Below are 18004 nucleotides of genomic sequence, written 5' to 3'. Positions count from 1 at the left end.
AGTTTTTCAGCGCCCGCGCGCGCTGTCAAACCGTCGGTCGGCATCCGGCTTCAACTGCCCGGCTCGCGACGGAAACATGCGCTCAGGAGAGCGCCTGCGCCAGCCCGTCGATGCCGCGCTCGATCTGCGCCTCTGCCAGGTGCCCGTAGCCCAGCATCAGGCAGCGTTCGTGCCCCGGCAGGCCTTCGTGGAACCACACCGGGCTGTCGGACAGCGGATAGACGCCGGTGCCGAAGCCGCGTGCCGCGGCCTGTACCTCGACCGCCGGCGGACAGGATTCGGGCAGGCGCAGCAGAACGTGCTGGCCGGCGTCGGCGCCCTGTATGCGCACTTCCGGCAGTCGCGCACGCAGCGCGCCGACCAGCGTGTTGCGCCGCGCTTCGTGGGCGGTGCGCAGGCGACGCAGATGAGTGTCGTAACTGCCGTCGCGGATGAACTGTGCCAGCGTGGCCTGTTCCAGCCAGGGCAGACCGTTGTCCATCAGCGATTTGATGGTCACTGCGGTGCGCACCAGATCGCGCGGCAGCACCAGGTAGCCGATGCGCAGGCCGGGGCCCAGCGTGCGGGTGAACGAATTGACGTAGATGACGCAGCCGTTGCGGTCGAGCGACTGCAGGGTCGGCAGTGGCGCGCCTTCGTAGCGGTAATCGGCGTCGTAGTCGATCTCCAGGATGTAGGCGCCGTTGCGCGCCGCCCATTCGAGCAGCGCAAGGCGCCGGTGCAGCGGCATGGTGCCGCCGGTCGGGAACTGGTGCGACGGCGTGACATAGACCAGCTTCACGCGCCGCTGCGGCAGCTGGCGCACGTCCACGCCGTGCGCATCGACCGCCACCGGAATGACCTGGGCGCCATAGCTTTCGAACAGGAAGGCCGCACCCCGGTAGGTGGGCGCTTCCATCACCACCGGTGTGCGGGTGCCGACGAAGAGGTGGGCGACCAGATCGATGCCTTGCTGGAAACCGGCCACCATCAGCACCTGTTCGGTCGACGCCACCATGCCGCGCGTGGTGGCGAGGTGGTTCACGATGAGCTGGCGCAGTTCGGGCAGGCCGGCCGGATGGCTGTATTCGCTCATGCGTTCGGCCGCACCGCCCAGGCATTCGACGATGAGCTTGCGCCAGATGCGCTCCGGAAAGCTGCGCGGATCGGCGCGCCCGAACACGAAGTCGGCCGCGAGGCCTGGCTGGGCCGGACGGTGTAGGCCCGTCAGGCCGCGGCCGCCGTAGGGCAGCGGCAGGTTCAGTGCCCGGTGCTCGGCGCCGCTGCGCAGATCGTCGATGCTGTCCGGCGAGCGGATCAGGGTATCGGGCAGCGTCTTCGCGACGAAGGTGCCGACCGCGCGCTCGGTGTACAGATAGCCCTGCGCGATCAGTTCCTCGTAGGCGGCGGTGACCGTGTTGCGCGATACGCCGATCTGCCGCCCGAGGTCGCGTGTCGCCGGCACCGGCGCGCCGGGCGGCAGCAGGTGGTGCTCGATCAGCGCGCGCATCTGGGCAACGATCTGCGCCTGCAGCGTGCTGTCGAGGGTCGGGTCTACGAGGATGGGAAGGTGCACGGCGTGAGCTCGCATGGCGACATGCGGTCGACCGTTCGGTCGCCCGCTTTGTGCGAGATTAACAGCACAAACTGCTTCGGCCGGCAACGCGTGTTCATCGGGTCTATATCGAAAGAGCGTCCGGAGCGCGCAGTACGACGGATGCTTCACCAACGCACGAAAAGATGCGCGACGCCGGGTGCACGCCCGGCGCACTACAAACAGGGAGACGGACATGGGTGCAGCAGATGAAGGCGGCGGCTGGGCACTGGTGACCGGTGCGTCGAGCGGGCTGGGCGTCGAGTTCGCCCGACTGCTCGCCGCGCGTGGTCGCAATCTGCTGCTGGTGGCACGCAGCGCCGAGGCGCTGGAGACGCTGGCAGCCGAGCTGACCGCCGCCCACCGGGTCGTTGTCCGGGTGGTGGTGCTGGACCTGTCGCAGCGGGACGCCGTGATCGAGCTGAAGCGACGGACCGATGGACTGGGGCTGCGTGTCGATACACTGATCAACAACGCCGGCTTCGGCGTGCATGGCGACTTCGTCGTCGCGGACTCGCGGCGCCTGCAGCAGATGCTGGACCTGAACGTGTCGGCGCTCACCCAGCTGGCTCGCCTCTACGGCGAGGACATGCGCCGCCGCGGCGACGGGCGCATGCTGCTGGTGGCCAGCCTGCTCGGCTTCATGGCGTCGCCGGTCTACGCCGCCTACGCGGCGACCAAGGCCTACGTGCTCAGTCTGGGCGAGGCCCTGCACGACGAACTGGCGCCGCACGGCGTCACCGTCACCGTGCTGGCGCCTGGCCTGACCGACACCGCCTTCACCCGCACAGCCGGGCATGAGGCGTCGGCCACGCTGAAACTGATGCTGATGCAGCCGCGACCGGTGGCCGAAGCCGGCTTGCGCGCCCTCGACGATGGTCGCGCCTGCGTGGTGCCCGGGCTGCTGAACAAGCTGTCGGCATTCTCGGTCCGTTTTACGCCGCGCGGCATGCACCGCCGCATCATGCAGGCGCTGCTCGCCTGAACGCCGGCGGTGTCATGCCGCCGCGCGGAAGGTGAGATTGATGCGGCAGGCGCCGGTCAGCGGATGTTCGGCGTGCGCCAGCGGCAGCACGCCGTGAAAGCGCAGCCGCGACGGTCCGCCCCACACCACCACGTCGCCATGCACCAGACGCAGCTTCTGCGTCGGGTCCTTCCGCCGCAAGCCGCCGAACAGGAAGACGGCGGGAATGCCGAGCGATACCGACACGATGGGCGCGCCGTAATCGCGTTCGTTGCGGTCCTGGTGCAGCGTCAGCCGCGCACCCGGCACGTAGCGGTTGATCAGGCAGGCGTCGGGCGCGAAGCCGGGGAAGCCGGCGCGCGCCGCCGCTGCGTGCGCGAGCGCGCTGAAGCAGGCCGGCATCGCCGGCCATCGTCGCTCACTGCCGGGGTCACGCGAGGTGTAGCGGTAGCCCTGTTCGTCCGAGTGCCAGCCCAGCGTGCCGCAGCTCGTCGTGGCCACCGACATCGTGTGGCCGCCGGGCGTGATCAGGTGACGGAAGGGCGCGTCGGCGGCGATGGCGTCGATCGCCGCCAGCAGCGCGGGCGCCGCATCGCGGGCGAAGCCGCGCAGCAGGGCGGCACCGGGCGCCAGCGCATGGAGGCCCGCTGCGCATTCCTGCTCGTCGAACAGATCCATCAGTCGCTGCGCTCGCGCTCGAGCAGCGCGCGCTTGCGCGCCACACCCCAGCGATAGCCCGACAGACTGCCGTCGGTGCGCACGACGCGGTGGCAGGGCACCGCCACCGCCAGCGTGTTGGCGGCGCAGGCGCTGGCGACTGCCCGCACCGCGCTCGGTGCGCCGATGCGCTGCGCCAGTTCGGTGTAGCTCAGCGTCTGTCCCGGCGGTATCGCGCGCAGCGCTGCCCACACGCGTTGCTGGAAGGCAGTGCCGCGGATGTCCAGCGGCAGGTCGAGGCCGATGCGCGGCGCCTCGACCAGACCGACCACCTGCGCCACCAGACGCGCGAAACCGGCGTCGTCACCGGTCAGCCGTGCGTGCGGAAAGCGGTCCTGCAGGTCGCGCGCCAGCGCATTGGCGTCGTCGCCCAGTGCGATCGCGCAGACGCCCTGCGTGCTGGCAGCGACCAGCAGCGCGCCGAGTGTGCTCTGCGCGATGGCGAAGCGGATGTCCATGTCGGCGCCGCCCGCGCGGTAGCGGCGCGGGGCCATGCCCAGTGGCCGCGCGGACTTCTCGTACACGCGGCTGGTCGAACCGTAGCCGGCGTCGACGATGGCCTCGGTCACGCTTGCGCAGTCGGCCAGCCGCTCGCGCAGTCGGGCCGCGCGGCGCGCCGTCGCCCAGGCGCGTGGCGTCAGTCCGGTGTGCGCCTTGAACACGCGCAGCAGGTGGAAGCGGCTGAGCCCGGCCGACGCGGCCAGCACGTCGAGCGAGGGCAGCGTGTCGGCATCGTCGATCTGTCGGCACAGTGTGGCCACCATGGCGGCCTGCCGCTCGGTCAGGGGCGGCAGGTCCGGCCGGCAGCGTTTGCAGGGTCGGAAGCCGGCCGCCTCGGCCTCAGTGCGGCTGGCATGGAAGTCCACGTTCTCCGGCCGCGGCGTGCGTGCGCCGCACGACGGGCGGCAGTACACGCCGGTGCTGATGACCGAGTAGACGAACCGTCCGTCTGCGCCCGCATCGCGCGCCCGCACCGCCGCCCAGCGCGGGTCGGCCTGTGTGGCTGCGGCGCGTGCTTCTCGGCGGCTGGCGGTGTTCGTCATCGTGCTGGCGCTTCTTTCGGGTGGTCGATACCGGGACATTAATCGCTGCGCACCGACAACGCACTCCGCCGATTGCTTTTGAATCCGGGTGGGTCGCCGCAGTCAGCAAGCTTCGATCCCGGCCGCTGTCGGGGTCAGAAGACCCCTCCCACAGAACCCCGATCGAGGCTCAGGTCGTCGATCGGGCGCACCACCCCTGTGGGAGCGGTCTTCTGACCGCGACGCGGCTTCGGCAGGCCGCTGGCGGTGGCTGAGGCCGCCCGAACGGGTCCTTCCGGAGGCACGTCACGGTCGACATCGCCCGGCCACGGTCGCGATACTGCGCTGCCATGGACACCCTCGACACGATGCATCACCACCACGAGGCAGCGCACTTTCTGGCTGCGCTGGACGACGACTGGGCGGCGCTGGTCGCCACGGTCGGCCCCTGTCTGCACGCGCCGAAACCGGCGCGTGAACCGTGGCAGGCGCTACTGCGCGCGGTGGCCTACCAGCAGCTCAGCGTGCGCGCTGGCGACACGATGATCGCGCGCTTTCTCGCGCTGTATGGCGCCGCGGATTTTCCGACGCCGGAACAGGTCTGTGCCACCTCGCCGGACGCGCTGCGCGGCTGCGGTTTTTCGGGTCGCAAGGCGGACACGATACGCGGCATCGCCGAAGCGGCCCGCAGCGGTGTCGTGCCGACGCTGGCAAAGGCGCGCGAAATGGAGGACGAGGCGTTGGTCGCCCGGCTGACCGCGCTGCACGGCATCGGCCGATGGACGGTGGAGATGATGCTCATCTACACGCTGGGCCGGACCGACCTGCTGCCGGCGGACGACCTCGGCGTGCGCGAAGGCTACCGTCGGCTGCGGCGGCTCGACCGCCCGCCAACGCCGCGGCAGATGACCGAACTGGCGCTGCCCTGGTCGCCGTACCGCACCGCCGCCAGCTGGTATCTGTGGCGGGTGCCGCGCTGACCGCGCCCTACCAGTACTTCTCGAACAGCATGCTGCCCGGGCTGTTGCGCCGGCACGGCGTGAAGCCGCGCTCGGCGAGCAGCGCGCGCATCTCGGTCGTGAATTCCGGGTTGCCGCACACCATGACGCGGCTGTCGGCCGGTTCCAGCGTGCGCGCGACGTGCGCCTGCAGTGCGCCGTCGGCGATCAGTTGCGGAATGCGGCCGGCGAGCGCCGTGACGCCGGGTTCGCGCGTGACGATGGGGACGTAGATCAGCCTGCCGTGCGACACCGCGGCCGGTGCCTCGATCTCGTCGCGGTAAGCCAGTTCGTCCGCGTGGCGCGCGCTGTGCACCAGTACCACGCGGGCGTAACGGTCGAGCGCGTCGGGTGTGCGCAGCAGCGAAACGTAGGGCCCGAGGCCGGTACCGGTCGCCAGCATCCACAGCGTGTCGCCGGGCGCGAGCTGGCTGTCGAGGAAGAAGCCGAATACCGCCTGTTCGAGCAGCACGGTGTCGCCCTCGCGCAGCGCGGCCAGCTGTGAGGTGAAGGCGCCGCCTGGAATCAGTACCAGCAGGAATTCGAGTTCGCTGTCGGTGGTCGCCGATACGATGGAGTAAGGACGCCAGACCGCGGCCTCCGGCGTGTCGACCGGCAGCCCGAGGCGGGCGTAATGGCCCGGCTGGAAGAGGTAGTTGGCCGGCCGCTCGATGCGGATGGACCACAGGACGGGCGTCCAGCGCCGGATCGCGCGGATGCGCTGTGCGCTCGAGCGCGGCACGCGGGCCGCGGGTTTGGCCAGTGCAAGGGCTGCTGCGTCGGTTTCAGCCATGTCCCTCTCCTTCGTTGCGGTGCAGGGCAGACACCCATCGTGACAGCATGGATCGGTGGTGGTTCGCGCAATTCTTGTCGTAGCGCAAAGCGGTGCGACCGGCGGCGCACCAGACTGCGGGAGGTCTGTCCGGCTCCGGCGCCCGCTTCGCCTCGCTGACGCCGCTCAGTCCGGATCACCGGATACGGACAGGCTCCACGGTCGGCCGCGCGAGTCGCCGACGCACCGGCAAGGAGAATCGTCTTGAGCGCCCGTCACCGCCAGTTGCCCCTCGTCTATGCCTGCTCCGGCTGTTCGAGCGCGGCGCAGATGGCCAACCACATCGCCGTGAAACTGGACCGCAGCGAGCGGGCTGAAATGTCCTGCATCGCCGGCGTCGGCGGCAATGTCGATCACCTGGTACGCATCGCCCGTTCCGGTCGCCCCATCCTGGCACTCGACGGCTGCCCGCTGGAATGCGTGCGCAGCAGCCTGGCGCAGCGCGACGTCGTACCGACCCGCCACCTGCTGCTGCACGAGCACGGCGTGCGCAAGCGCCAGCACGGCGAATTCGACGCCGACGAGGCGGCGCGGCTGTTCGAACGGGCCGCCGGCATCGCCGCCGAACTGACACCGGACGAGGTGTCGGCTGAACGCGCGGAAGAGTGATCCGGATCAACGCAGTGTCGTCGGCGCCTGCTTGACTGAAAGTTCGGACAACAAAGAGGAGAGGGCAGATGAAACCAGGTGGATTGCGGGCGATTCAGCGCATCTGTGCGGCGGCCGCGACAGCAGTGGCGATGCTGGCAACGGTGCCGGCCGAGGCGGTGACGCGACTCAGCTTTTCGGGCGTGGTGGACAGCCTCAGCGCGGGCTATGCGCTGCCGGGGATCGATGTCGGTGACGCGATCGCAGGCTCGCTGCTGTACGACCCGTCGGTCGCCGACGGCCAGCCGCTGAACTGGATCGGCTACTACCCTGGGGCGATCAACGGTTTCAGCGCGACGATAGGCGCGTTGAGCTTCACCCAGTACACGGCACAGTCGCCGAACAGCGAAATCGACGTGATCAATGACGACTTCGCCGCCGGGCTGTACCGCGACAACCTCTATTTCCGCGTGGCAGTGACGGAAGCGGCGACGCCCGACATCGCGCGCTTCCTGCAGCTCAGCTTTTCGGTGGCCGGCACGACGCGGCCCGGCGTGCTGGTCGATGACACCCTTCCGGCCGATTTCGACCCGCTGGAATTTTCGCTGCGACGCGGTTTTGTCACCGTGCTGCCGCCCGGCGCAAGCCAGGGCAACAACTTCGTGCTGAATTCGGTCACCGTGGCGCCGGTGCCCGAACCGCGCATGTCGCTGTTGATGCTGGCCGGGCTGTCACTGCTGTGGCTGGGCGCCCGCCTGCACGAGCGCCGCCGGAGGCCGGCCGCGCCGTCACCGACGCGGCCCGGTTGATTTACTCGCTCAGCGCCGACGGTGCCGGCTGCGCCAGCGCGGCCGGGTTGAAGGGCAGGCCGTTCACCGTCAGTTGGCCCTTGCTGAAGGCGATCTTCGCCGACAGCTGGCCGTCGGCGCGCGTGACATAGCCTTGGCCGGTCAGCGGCTGCAGCGTCTGTTCGAACTGGGCGTCGGCCATTGCTGCAAGTTCGTCCGGATCGGCGTCGTCGCCGACTACCGCCAGCAGGCCGGCCTTGCTGCGCTCGACCATCAGGCTGCGCACCAGCGCTTCCGGCAGCGATACGGCGCCGGTGGCATCGACCTTGCCGATCAGACCGAGCGGATTGGCCAGTTCGTCCGGCGTGATCGCCGGCAGCGACACCTTCACATTCATCGACGCCGGACCTTGCGGCGTGTTGACGGACAGGCGGTCGATGGCGACCACCGGTGCGTGGCCGAGCAGTTCGATCGCCGGCCCCATCAGCTGCCCCATCTGCGCCTGCATGGCCTCAGGATTCGCGATCAGCGCCGGGTCGGCCGACATCGTCATGAAGCTGCGGTACAGGCGCGAGGCGGTGCGCGCGTGCAGGTGGCGCATCGAGAAATCGTAGTGTGCCGGGCCGTAGGCGGTGCCGGCCACGTCGACCTTCTCGGCGCCGATGCGGGCGATCATGTCGATGAAGTCGCCGTCCTTCGGCACATCAGCTTCGTACACCAGCTTGCCCAGCGCGATCTTCGGCAGTGCGCCGCTGCGGTCGTCCACGGTGATCGCGTCGACGGTGAAGCGCTGCAGGCCGGAGTACAGCAGCGGATCGTCGTCGAACAGGCGCGTCTGCTCGCCGGTCAGGCCGAGACCGCTCAGCACGATGTGCGTGCCCTTGGCGTCGGTCACCTCGAGCTTCGGCGCGCTGCCGCTCATCGTGTAGCGGGTCATGCCCTCTTCGAAGTCGACGCGGGCGGTGATGCCGTCCCAGCTCACGCGCAGCGCGTCGTCGGCGTCCTCCGTCGGCACGTCGAACACGAAAGCCGGGCTGGACAGTTCGCTGCGGCCACCGCCAGCGAAGTGGTAGACGGTGCGCAGATCCAGCGGTTTGCGGTCGCCGAACACCTTGCGCACCATTTCGAGCGCCTCGCCTTCGAGCACCAGTTCCGATTGCGCGACGCCGGCGTCGAACTCGGCGCCGCCCAGCCACGGCCCGTGGCGGATGTCGGTGCGCACGGTCAGCCGTATCGGCTCCATCGTTTCCTCCTCGCCGGCTGCCTGCAGCGCGCGCGCGGTATCGCCCATCAGTTCGATGGTGACGGTTTCGGTCGACGAGAAAAGGCCGCGCTGATAGTCGCGCTTGAGCAGCTTTACGTTCGGAATGCCCTCGACCTGCTTCGCCTGGCTGTCGTGAGAGTTCTGTATGCGCTGGCCCAGGTACCAGGCGCCGCCGGTGTAGGCGATGAGCGGAAGGGCGATGACGGCGAGCGCGGCGGCTTTCTTCATGAGGAGTCCCGTGTGGATGCGGATGGAATGTGAAGCGGGCGGCATCGTGACACGATAAGCCGGTGCCCGCTGTGACATCGCACGCGTTCGCGCGGGAATCGGTCGGACTGGGGGGCGACGGCTTCGATCCCGGCCGCAATCGCGAGCAAGCTCGCTCCCACAGAAGCCCGGCTCCGACGGTGGATCGGGAGTGTGTTTGTGGGAGCGACCTCTGGTCGCGATACGGCGTCGGAAGACCGAGGGCTTCGATTCGGGCGGCCGTCGCGAGCAAGCTAGTGCCCGCCGGTCCTCAGCGCGCCGACGCGGTGACGGTACGGGCAGGCGCTTCGGTCGTGACGTCGGGCAGGCTGGCGATCAGCAGGGCGAGGCCGAGCAGGGCGGCGGCGGTACGGGTGCTCATGTCCATATGCAGAAGTACAAAAAAAGACCGGCGCACGAGGCGCCGGTTGCGCTCACCCGGTACAGGCGAACACCATGAGGAGACGTTGTCCCGGGTGGCTGTCGCGCCACGCCGGGTCGGCGGGTGGGGTGCTCAGTCCTTCATCAGCTTGAACACCCACATCGAACCGCCCTGGTTCAGATAGCTCACCTTCTTGGCGACGTCGCCGCCCCACAGCGGCACTGCGCCGCCCCAGCCGGCCGTCACGGCGACGTACTGTTCGCCGTCCTGTTCCCAGGTGATCGGGGGCGCGACGATGCCGGTGCCGACCTGGAAGGACCACAGCTCCTTGCCGGTCTTGGCGTCGGCTGCCTTGAAGAAGCCCTCCGGCGTGCCCCAGAACACCAGGCCGCCCTTGGTCGTCATCGCGCCGCCCCAAAGCGGCGCGTTGTTGGTGATTTCCCACACCACCTTGCCGCTCTTCGGGTCGACCGCACGCAGCGCGCCGATGTAGTCGCCGCCGATCTCCTTCGGGTCGGCGGTCTTGATGGTGAAGCCGGCGCCGAGGTAGGCCGCACCCTTCTTGTAGGTGATCGGCTCGTTCCAGATTTCCATGCTCCACTCGTTGGCCGGCACATAGAACAGGCCGGTGTCCGGGCTGTAAGCCATGGGCATCTGGTTTTTTCCGCCGAGGAAGGACGGCGACACGTGCACCACCGAGCCCTTCTTGCCGTCCTCGCTGGCGGTCGGGTCGCCCGGGCGCTTGGCCGGGTCGTAGATCGGGCGGCCGTTCTCGTCCAGGCCCTTGGCCCAGTCCAGCTTCTTGACGAAGGGGAAGCCGCGCTCGAACTTGCCGGTGTTCGCGTCCAGCACGTAGAAGAAGCCGTTGCGGTCGGCCTTGGCGCCGAGGCGCTTGCCGCCGGCGTCGAAGGTGACGAATTCGTTGGTGCCGTCGTAGTCCCAGCCGTCGTTCGGCGTGCCCTGGAAGTGCCACTTGATCTGGCCGGTGGCGACGTCGATGGCGACGGTCGAGCACGAGTACAGGTTGTCGCCGGGGCGCAGGTGGCTGTTCCACGGCGCCGGATTGCCGGTGCCGAAATAGGCCAGCCCGGTCTTCGCGTCGAAGGTGCCGCCGAGCCAGGTGGCCGCACCCCCGGTTTTCCACAGGTCGCCCTGCCAGCTGGCGTTGGTGGTGCCGCTGATGCCGTTGTCGACCTTGTTGCCGGACTCGTCGAACTTGTAGCCCATGTGGCCTTCGATGGTCGGGCGCACCCACACCATCTTGCCGGTCTTCGCGTCGCGCGCCTCGACCCGGCCGATGATGCCGAATTCGCCGCCGGACACACCGGTCAGCACCAGGCCCTTGGCGATGATGGGGGCGGCCGACGACGAGTAGCCGGCCTGGTAGTCGTCGATCTTCTCCTTCCACACCACCTTGCCGGTGTTCTGGTCGAGCGCCACCAGCTGCGCGTCCAGTGTGGCGTAGATGACCAGGTTGTCGTACACCGCGGCGCCGCGGTTGATCACGTCGCAGCAGGGCATGATGCCTTCGGGCAGGCGGTGCTCGTAGGACCACAGCTTGCGGCCGGTCTTGGTGTCGAGCGCGAAGATGCGCGAGTAGGACGCGGTGATGAACATCTTGCCGTTCACCACCAGCGGCTGCGCTTCCTGGCCGCGCTGTTTCTCGCCGCCGTAGGAGTAGGACCAGACCGGTACCAGACGCTTGACGTTCTTCGTGTTGATCTTGGTCAGCGGGCTGTAGCGCTGGCCTTCCGTCCCCATGCCCCAGGACAGCACGTCGCCGGTCGTGCGTGCGTCGTTCTCGATGTCGGCAGTGGTGACGCCGGCATGCACCGGGCCGCTGTGGGCGAAGGCGGCGAGGATGAACGGGGCAAGGGTGGATCGCTTCATGTGTCGTCTCCGTCTGTGCGGATCGGTGTCCGCGGATGGAGCGGCAGACGCAAGGCGCGTACCAGAGCCGGGAATCCGTCCCTGCGCGCCGTCTCGTTCTGCCCGAAAGCCTTGCCGGGCGCGGATGGCCACCGTGCGGTCCGGTGTGCGTGGGTGACTGGCGGCGGCGTCCGCCGCGGACAGGAATCGAACGTGGCGACCGCGGCCGCCGTCCGGATTCCGGACTGCCCGGCGTCCATATGGATGACTGGCCGAGAGCAGGATGGGCGTCCTAAACTTCACTCACCACGTCGTCATCGCTGGAACCGTCATGAATACCCGCCTGCCGATACTGTTCTTCGCCGGTCTGGCGGCGTCCTCAGGTGTGCTGGCCGGGCCGCCCGGCGGCATACCGTCCGACGGGCGTCACTGTGCGCTGCAGACGCCGCCGCCGGACGCCGGTGCCTACGTGACCCCGGGCGGCTTCCTGCTCGCCTTTCCGCGCAACAGCGGCGTCGGCCGCGACTACACCGGCTGCCGCACGCTGTGGGTGGTGCAGGGGCCGGACGACACCCCGCTGCTGATGCGTCTGTATTTCCGCGGCGGCCGGCTGGCGGTTGCCGAAGCGCAGGACGGTCGCGGCGGGGGCGACGTGCGCCGGTGCGTGCTGCCGTCGGCCGACCGGGCCTGCGCCGGGCTGCAGGACAACCCGCTGGTCGCGCTCGATCTGCCGACCTGGCCGCGCGTCTGCACCGAACAGCCGGATCTGCCCGCATGCGCGCAGGACCCGGAGTGAAAGCCCTGACCCTGGCGCTGGCTGTGCTCGCCGCCGGCGCGCCATCGCTTACCGGCGCAGCGGATGCCGGCCGCGACTTCGACCTGTTTGTCGAACGGTTCCGCGCCGCGCTGCGTGCGGGCGACGCGGGGGCCATCGCCGACCTGACCCGCCTGCCCTTCCTGTACGAAGGCCGCCGTCTCGACCGCGCCGCCTTCGTGCAGGCCGTGCCCACGCTGTTCGATGCACGCCTGCGCCGCTGTCTGGCGCAGGCGCGGCCGCAGCCCGACGGTACCGACCGTCTGCTGTACTGCCCGCCCTACACCTTCCATCTGCGCGCCGACGCCGACGGCCGCTGGCGGCTCGCCGAGTTCGCCGCTGACGGGGAGGACATGCCGTGAACTGGCAGCCGGTCTACGACGTGTCCGGGCAGGGCGCCCCGGAGTTCCACGGCTACGTGCTGTTCGGACTGGCGCTGCTCGCCGTGGCCGGAGGCTTCTGGCTGCGCGCGCGCCGGCGCGGCGAACGTTCGGGTACCGCGCGCGTGATTGCGCTCTTTGCGCTGCTGATCGCCGCGCTCGGCTACGGCGTCAACACCTGGGACCGCAACCGGCTGGCCGACCATCTCGCGGCTGGTCGCGTGCTGACGGTCGAAGGTCCGGTGTTCGCGCATGCGCAGTGGCGCGAGGACATCACCCACCCGGGGCAGGGCAGCACCCGCCGCTTCCAGAACTGGGAGCGCATCGTGGTCGGCGGTGTCAGCTTCATCTGGTCGCCCGGGGCGCACGAGGCCGCCTTCACCAATGCGCAGACACCGCCACTGGCGCTGCGCGACGGCCTCTGGCTGCGGGTGACCTGGGTCGAGGACGCGCCGGACGAAGCGACGCAGCGGCGCATCGTGAAACTGGAAACCGGCGATCCGCCGCCCGATGCGACCCCGTGGGGCGTGCCGGCCAAGGTGTTGCCGGACGCACCCTATCCGTCGGTGCTGGTGATGCCGGGGCAGCGATGAAGTCATTCCATCGTCGCAGCGCCCGACCGGCGCCGGCGCCCGCCGCCAAGGAAAGACCGGCGCCGGAGCGCCATGGCCGGGTGCGCATCGACGCGCTGCTGGTCGAGCGCGGGCTGGCGCCGTCGCGTGCTGCAGCGCAGCGCCTGATCGATGCCGGTGTCGTGCTGCTGGATGGACAGCCCGTCACGCGGTCCTCGCATACCGTGGCGGCCGATTGCTGCATCGCACTTCGTGCGGAGGACTGAGCGTGGTCAACTGGCGCTGCCGCTTAGCTCGCTATATATATGCGCCCGGCGTCCGCTCCGACCTGTTACCCGCACCGACATCATGAAGCCCACGCAAGCCTCCGTCCGTCAGCCCGGCCCCGGTGAACTGCAGCCGGTATTCAATCTGTACAACGCCGGCCGTCTGGCCGAAGCGGCGAACGCGGCGCGCCAGTTGCTGACCCGCTACCCCGGCGCCGTGGTGCTGCACAGCGTGCTCGGCTCGGCGCTGGCCAGTCTCGGCCGGCTGGACGAGGCGGAGGCCGCTTTCGCTGCCGCGGTGAAGGCGAATCCCGGCTCGGCCGAACTGCTCAGCAATCTCGGTCTGGTGCAGCAGCAGCGCGGCCGGCTGGACGAGGCGCTCGCCACCTACACCCGTGCGGTGGCGATCAAGCGCGATTTCCCCGAACTGCTCTACAACATGGGCGTCGTGCAGGACGCGCTCGGCCGTCGCGACGACGCGGCCGCGAGCTACCGCCGCGCCATCGCGCTGCAGCCACGCTTCGCGCTGGCGCTGTTCAACCTCGGCACCGTGCTCGACCGTCAGGGCGCGCCGGACGACGCGATCGCGAGCTACCGGCGCGCGGTCGAGGCCGAGCCCGGTTTCGTCGAGGCGTGGTCGAATCTGGGCGCCGCGCTGCAGAAGACGGGGGATGCCGAGCAGGCGGTGGCCTGCTACCAGAAGGCGCTGGACATCCAGCCGACGGCGACCGCATGGTTCAACCTCGGCACCGCGCAGCGCGCCTACGGTCTGATGATGGATGCTGCCGAAAGCTACCGCCGCGCCATCGCACTGGCGCCGGCCTACGCCGACGCACACAGCAACCTCGGCGAAGTCCTGCGCGATCAGGGCGACGGCGAGGGCACGCTGGCCGCCTTCCGCGCCGCCCTCGCGCTCGATGCGGAGCACGGCATGGCCAATTACAACCTCGGCCTGCTGCACCACGACCTGCACGAGTACGACAAGGCGCTGCCGTATTTCGAGCGCGCCCGTGTGCTCGACTGGCAGGACCGCGTGCTGTACTGCCTGTACAAGCTACGCCGCAGCGACGAATTCGAGGCGCGGCTGCACGGCCTGCTCGACAGCCGACACCGCTCGCCGATGATCGCCACGCTGTCCGCCCACCACGCGCGCAACCGGCGCACGGCCGACCCTTACCGCTTCTGTCCTGACCCGCTGGCGCTGGTCCATCATGGTCACCTCGACGCGCTGACCGACGCCCGCGACAGCCTGCACGCCGATCTGCTGCGCGACATCGCGAACGCCGACATCCAGAGCAGAAAGCAGGGGCGGCTGTACTACGGCATCCAGTCCTCCGGCCACCTGTTCCGCCGCGGCGAAACGTCGATCGCGCGGCTGGTCGGGCTGATCCGCGACGAGGTCGCGCGCTACCGCGCCACGCTGGCGGCGCACGACTGCGTCTATGCGCAGGACTTCCCGGCGCGCACCGAATTCGCCAGTTCCTGGTACGTGAAGATGAGCAAGGGCGGCCACCTGACCTCGCACATCCACGAAGAGGGCTGGCTGTCCGGCGTGCTCTACCTGGCGATGCCGTCGGACCGGCCGGCGGGCAGCACGGCCGGTGGCATCGAATTCAGCACCGACGGCGACGATTATCCGCGCGAGCACGACGATTTCCCGCGCCGGACCCTGCTACCGGTGGTCGGCGACATCGTGCTGTTCCCGTCCTCGCTGTTCCACCGGACGATTCCGTTCGAATCGAACGAGGAACGCATCTGCATCGCGTTCGACGTGAAGCCGGCCGACGGGGAAAGCGGGCACTGAGGTGAGCGACAAGCATTCCGCCCGGTCCGTATCTTCACGGTTCGAAAGGCGGATCCTTGGCGCATTCCTGCTGGCCGTGCTGATCGTGTCCGGCATGGCGGCAATGACCTGGAAGGTTGCCGACGACGCCAATGCGGCCGCGCTGCGCGTGGCGCACACGCACGACGTGCTGAACGGCCTGGCGCGCGTGCGCGTCGAGACGTTGCAGATAGAACTCAGCACACAGAACTTCAGGCTGACCGGCGATCCGGCGCGGCTGAACGAGCGCGACCGGGCGATCGCCCGCCGCGAGATCGAGCTGGACCGCGTGCGCACGCTCACCTCCGACCATCCGGCGCAGAGTGCGCGCTGGGCGCAGCTGCGCGCCGTGATCGACGAGCGGCTGGGCCTCTCGCGCCGGATCGAAGCGCTGCGCAGGAACGAAGGCCAGGACGCCGCCAACGCCTTCGTGGCCGCGGCGCCGCTGCGCGAGACGCGCGAGCGCGTCGATCGCATCCTGGGCGAGATGGACAACGAGGAGCGTCGGCTGCTGGTCGACCGGAACGTCGCTCAGAAGCACTCGAGCGACCTGCTGGTCGGTGCCGGCGGGGCCGTGCTGATACTGATGCTTGCGCTGCTCGGCGCCACCTACGGACTGATACGGCGACAGCTGAGTGCGAGCGAAGGGCATTTGCGCACGGTCATCAGCCGTGTGCCGGCGCTGATCGCCTATGTCGATGCACAGCAGCGCTACGTGTATGTGAACGGCCACTACCGCGAGCGCTTCGCGCCTCATCACCCGGACATTGCTGGTCGCTCGGTGCGCGAGGTGCTCGGCGAGACGCGCTACGCGATCGCCGCGCCGCTGATCGCCAAAGCGCTGCAGGGCGAGCCGCAGAGCTACGACTGGGAGCCCTTTCCGGGCGTCTGGCAGGTGATCAACTACATGCCGCGGCAGGACGAACGCGGCGACGTGACCGGCTATTACGTGCTGGGCGCCGACATCACCGAGCGCAAGCGCGCCGAGGAAAGGATACGTCTGCTCAACAGAGAGCTGGAGCAGCGCGTGCGCGAGCTGGAACGGGTAAGTCGCGCATTGCGTACGCTCAGCGCAGGCAACCGCGCGATGCTGCGTGCCACCGGTGAACACGAACTGCTGGACAGCATGTGTCGCGCGCTGGTTGAAGTCGGCGCCTATCCGATGGCGGTGGTCTGGTTGCGCAACGCCTCGGGCGACTATGTTCCGACCGCCCAGTGCGGTCATCCCGACGGCATCGACGGACTGCGCGCATGGGCCGCCGCCAACGCCTCCGACGCCCGCACGGCGATGGACGCCATCGTTGCCGGCGGACAGGTGCGCTGTTTCAACGCCACCGATACGGCCGATCACGACGCGCTGCTGACGCCCGCCGACGGCCCGGTGATCGCCTGCCCACTGCGCGTCAGTGGCAGCGGTATCGGCTTGCTGACCGTTCACGGAGCGGGCGCCGAGGTTTTCGGCGACGAGGAAAGCGCGCTCATCGGCGAGTCGGCCGACGACCTGGCCTACGGCGTATCCACGCTGCGCACGCACGCCGAACAGTCGCGCACGCGGGAAGCGATGTACCGGCTTACCCAGTTCGATCTGCTCACCGGTCTGCCCAACCAGACCCTGTTCAGCGACACGCTGGCGGCCGAGCTGCGCAGCTGCCGTCAGCACGAACGCCCGTTCGCACTGCTGCAGATGAATATCGAGCGGCTCAGCGAAATCAATGACGCGCTCGGTTTCACCCAGGGCGACCAGATCCTGTGCGAATTCGGCGGCCGGCTCAGTCGTGCGACGCCGGACGGTGCCTTCGTCGCCCGACTGCGCGGCGACGAATTCGCGCTGCTGTTGCCGGACAGCGACCGTGCCGCGGCGCTGTCGATGGCGCGTCGCTTGCGCGAGGTGCTGTCGCAGCCCTTCCAGCTGGTCGAGTTGCCGATCGATGTATCGACGCGGACCGGCATCGCGCTCTATCCGGACCACGGATCGACGCCGCACGACCTTTACCGGCACATGGACATCGCCGTGCGCCAGGCGAAGAAGCAGGGCGTCGACTGCGTCGTGTTCGATCCCGCGCTGTACCCCGCGCCCTCGCACCGGCTGAACATGGCCGGCGATCTGCGACGCGCGATCGAGGCGGACGACCTGCGGCTCTATCTGCAGCCCAAGGTCGATATGCGCAATGGCATCGTCTGCGGTGCCGAAGCACTGGTGCGCTGGCAGCACGCGACGCGCGGTCTGATTCTGCCGTCCGAGTTCATCGAACTGGCCGAGCACACCGGCCTGATCCGGCCGCTCGCCGAGTGGATGATCGCGCGCGTGCTGCGCCTGAACAGGCAGTGGGACGACGCGGGGCGCGCGTTGCCCATCGCGGTGAATCTGTCGGCGCGCAATCTGCGCGACGAGGACCTGGTCGACAAGATCCGCCAGATGCTGGCGCACTGGGGCACCGCGAGCGGACTGCTGGAGATCGAGATCACCGAGAGCGCCGTGATGGAAGACGCGGACTTCGCGCTGCGCGTGCTGCACGGTTTGCGCGCAGAGGGCATACGGCTCTACATCGACGATTTCGGCACCGGTTACTCCTCGCTCAGCTATCTGCAGAAGCTGCCGGTCGGTTGCATCAAGATCGACCAGTCTTTTGTGCGTGCGATGGCGGTCAGCAGCGATTCGGCCGCCATCGTCCGCTCGACGATAGACCTCGTGCATGACCTCGGACGCAAGGTGGTGGCCGAGGGCGTCGAGACGCAGCAGCACTGGGACGCGCTGTGCGCACTTGGCTGCGATGTTGCGCAGGGCTATCTGATTGCCCGGCCGATGCCGGCCGAAGACTTCCCTGCCTGGCTGGACCGCTACCAGCCAATGCGCGCCAGCGATCCGGCGGACGCGCACGGGGCGCCCTGAATTCCGGTCGCGCGGCG

16 protein-coding genes are annotated in these 18004 nt (G+C 69.1%); 10 read left to right on the top strand and 6 right to left on the bottom strand.

Annotation, left to right across the window (positions count from 1 at the left end):
* Positions 1–82 precede the first annotated feature (82 nt).
* Positions 83–1570 (bottom strand): MocR-like pyridoxine biosynthesis transcription factor PdxR, encoded by a 1488-nt coding sequence (pdxR, locus tag METFAM1_RS0111085; protein WP_157256614.1) that lies wholly within the window; start codon positions 1568–1570, stop codon positions 83–85.
* Between the two features lie 199 nt (positions 1571–1769).
* Here pdxR and METFAM1_RS0111080 point away from each other — a divergent pair, with 199 nt between their 5' ends.
* A complete protein-coding gene (locus METFAM1_RS0111080; protein ID WP_019915313.1) occupies positions 1770–2558 on the top strand; it encodes an SDR family NAD(P)-dependent oxidoreductase in 789 nt (262 codons plus the stop codon).
* 12 nt (positions 2559–2570) lie between these two features.
* On the opposite strand, the gene alkB is transcribed toward METFAM1_RS0111080, so the two are convergent.
* Both alkB and ada read right to left on the bottom strand, forming a co-directional pair.
* Positions 2571–3215, bottom strand: coding sequence for a DNA oxidative demethylase AlkB (gene alkB / locus METFAM1_RS0111075; protein ID WP_019915312.1), 645 nt, complete (start codon positions 3213–3215; stop codon positions 2571–2573).
* Positions 3215–4297: a bifunctional DNA-binding transcriptional regulator/O6-methylguanine-DNA methyltransferase Ada gene (ada, locus tag METFAM1_RS0111070; RefSeq protein WP_019915310.1), complete on the bottom strand. Its 1083-nt coding sequence runs from the start codon at positions 4295–4297 to the stop codon at positions 3215–3217. The genes alkB and ada overlap by 1 nt, the downstream gene beginning before the upstream one ends.
* Before the next feature lie 329 nt (positions 4298–4626).
* Between ada and METFAM1_RS0111065 the strand changes: the two genes are divergently transcribed.
* The gene (locus tag METFAM1_RS0111065) at positions 4627–5256 is read left to right on the top strand and encodes a DNA-3-methyladenine glycosylase family protein (protein ID WP_019915309.1); all 630 of its coding nucleotides are present in this window, start codon (positions 4627–4629) and stop codon (positions 5254–5256) included.
* Between the two features lie 7 nt (positions 5257–5263).
* Here the strand turns inward: METFAM1_RS0111065 and METFAM1_RS0111060 are convergent, their stop codons facing one another.
* Complete coding sequence (locus tag METFAM1_RS0111060; RefSeq protein ID WP_019915308.1) at positions 5264–6067, bottom strand: ferredoxin--NADP reductase; 804 nt, start codon at positions 6065–6067, stop codon at positions 5264–5266.
* Between the two features lie 243 nt (positions 6068–6310).
* Here METFAM1_RS0111060 and METFAM1_RS0111055 point away from each other — a divergent pair, with 243 nt between their 5' ends.
* The gene (locus METFAM1_RS0111055) at positions 6311–6715 is read left to right on the top strand and encodes a putative zinc-binding protein (RefSeq protein WP_024300640.1); all 405 of its coding nucleotides are present in this window, start codon (positions 6311–6313) and stop codon (positions 6713–6715) included.
* Between the two features lie 68 nt (positions 6716–6783).
* Positions 6784–7503 carry a hypothetical protein gene (locus METFAM1_RS0111050; protein ID WP_232419732.1) on the top strand — a complete coding sequence of 240 codons (720 nt, stop codon included), beginning with the start codon at positions 6784–6786 and terminating at the stop codon, positions 7501–7503.
* Between the two features lies 1 nt (position 7504).
* Here METFAM1_RS0111050 and METFAM1_RS0111045 read toward each other — a convergent pair whose 3' ends face one another.
* Positions 7505–8974 (bottom strand): YdgA family protein, encoded by a 1470-nt coding sequence (locus METFAM1_RS0111045; protein WP_019915305.1) that lies wholly within the window; start codon positions 8972–8974, stop codon positions 7505–7507.
* 532 nt (positions 8975–9506) lie between these two features.
* Entirely contained in the window at positions 9507–11264 is a 1758-nt protein-coding gene (locus METFAM1_RS0111035) for a PQQ-dependent methanol/ethanol family dehydrogenase (protein ID WP_019915303.1), read from the bottom strand.
* Between the two features lie 310 nt (positions 11265–11574).
* Between METFAM1_RS0111035 and METFAM1_RS0111030 the strand changes: the two genes are divergently transcribed.
* From METFAM1_RS0111030 to METFAM1_RS0111005, 6 genes are all read left to right on the top strand, one after another.
* Positions 11575–12039, top strand: a complete 465-nt coding sequence (locus tag METFAM1_RS0111030) for a hypothetical protein (RefSeq protein ID WP_019915302.1) — start codon at positions 11575–11577, stop codon at positions 12037–12039.
* Complete coding sequence (locus METFAM1_RS0111025; protein WP_019915301.1) at positions 12036–12419, top strand: hypothetical protein; 384 nt, start codon at positions 12036–12038, stop codon at positions 12417–12419. The genes METFAM1_RS0111030 and METFAM1_RS0111025 overlap by 4 nt, the downstream gene beginning before the upstream one ends.
* On the top strand, positions 12416–13030 hold the full coding sequence (locus METFAM1_RS0111020; protein WP_019915300.1) for a hypothetical protein: 615 nt from the start codon (positions 12416–12418) through the stop codon (positions 13028–13030). The genes METFAM1_RS0111025 and METFAM1_RS0111020 overlap by 4 nt, the downstream gene beginning before the upstream one ends.
* Positions 13027–13275 (top strand): S4 domain-containing protein, encoded by a 249-nt coding sequence (locus tag METFAM1_RS0111015; RefSeq protein WP_019915299.1) that lies wholly within the window; start codon positions 13027–13029, stop codon positions 13273–13275. Before METFAM1_RS0111020 ends, METFAM1_RS0111015 begins: the two co-directional genes overlap by 4 nt.
* Before the next feature lie 82 nt (positions 13276–13357).
* Entirely contained in the window at positions 13358–15079 is a 1722-nt protein-coding gene (locus METFAM1_RS0111010) for a tetratricopeptide repeat protein (protein ID WP_019915298.1), read from the top strand.
* Between the two features lie 103 nt (positions 15080–15182).
* Complete coding sequence (locus METFAM1_RS0111005) at positions 15183–17987, top strand: EAL domain-containing protein (protein ID WP_232419730.1); 2805 nt, start codon at positions 15183–15185, stop codon at positions 17985–17987.
* The last annotated feature ends 17 nt before the right edge of the window (positions 17988–18004 follow it).

This window comes from Methyloversatilis discipulorum (assembly GCF_000527135.1).
Lineage (GTDB): Bacteria > Pseudomonadota > Gammaproteobacteria > Burkholderiales > Rhodocyclaceae > Methyloversatilis > Methyloversatilis discipulorum.
Note: the sequence above shows the minus strand (reverse complement) of the source record. Positions and strands in the feature narration are given on the sequence as shown.

Bases quoted from the DNA above. Each gene is read 5' to 3' on its own strand.
- METFAM1_RS0111050 (WP_232419732.1), top strand. From the start codon at position 6,784: ATGAAACCAGGTGGATTGCGGGCGATTCAGCGCATCTGTGCGGCGGCC.
- METFAM1_RS0111005 (WP_232419730.1), top strand. From the start codon at position 15,183: ATGACCTGGAAGGTTGCCGACGACGCCAATGCGGCCGCGCTGCGCGTG.
- METFAM1_RS0111060 (WP_019915308.1), bottom strand. From the start codon at position 6,067: ATGGCTGAAACCGACGCAGCAGCCCTTGCACTGGCCAAACCCGCGGCC.
- METFAM1_RS0111035 (WP_019915303.1), bottom strand. From the start codon at position 11,264: ATGAAGCGATCCACCCTTGCCCCGTTCATCCTCGCCGCCTTCGCCCAC.
- pdxR (WP_157256614.1), bottom strand. From the start codon at position 1,570: ATGCGAGCTCACGCCGTGCACCTTCCCATCCTCGTAGACCCGACCCTC.
- alkB (WP_019915312.1), bottom strand. From the start codon at position 3,215: ATGGATCTGTTCGACGAGCAGGAATGCGCAGCGGGCCTCCATGCGCTG.
- ada (WP_019915310.1), bottom strand. From the start codon at position 4,297: ATGACGAACACCGCCAGCCGCCGAGAAGCACGCGCCGCAGCCACACAG.
- METFAM1_RS0111045 (WP_019915305.1), bottom strand. From the start codon at position 8,974: ATGAAGAAAGCCGCCGCGCTCGCCGTCATCGCCCTTCCGCTCATCGCC.
- METFAM1_RS0111015 (WP_019915299.1), top strand. From the start codon at position 13,027: ATGAAGTCATTCCATCGTCGCAGCGCCCGACCGGCGCCGGCGCCCGCC.
- METFAM1_RS0111080 (WP_019915313.1), top strand. From the start codon at position 1,770: ATGGGTGCAGCAGATGAAGGCGGCGGCTGGGCACTGGTGACCGGTGCG.
- METFAM1_RS0111065 (WP_019915309.1), top strand. From the start codon at position 4,627: ATGGACACCCTCGACACGATGCATCACCACCACGAGGCAGCGCACTTT.
- METFAM1_RS0111010 (WP_019915298.1), top strand. From the start codon at position 13,358: ATGAAGCCCACGCAAGCCTCCGTCCGTCAGCCCGGCCCCGGTGAACTG.
- METFAM1_RS0111030 (WP_019915302.1), top strand. From the start codon at position 11,575: ATGAATACCCGCCTGCCGATACTGTTCTTCGCCGGTCTGGCGGCGTCC.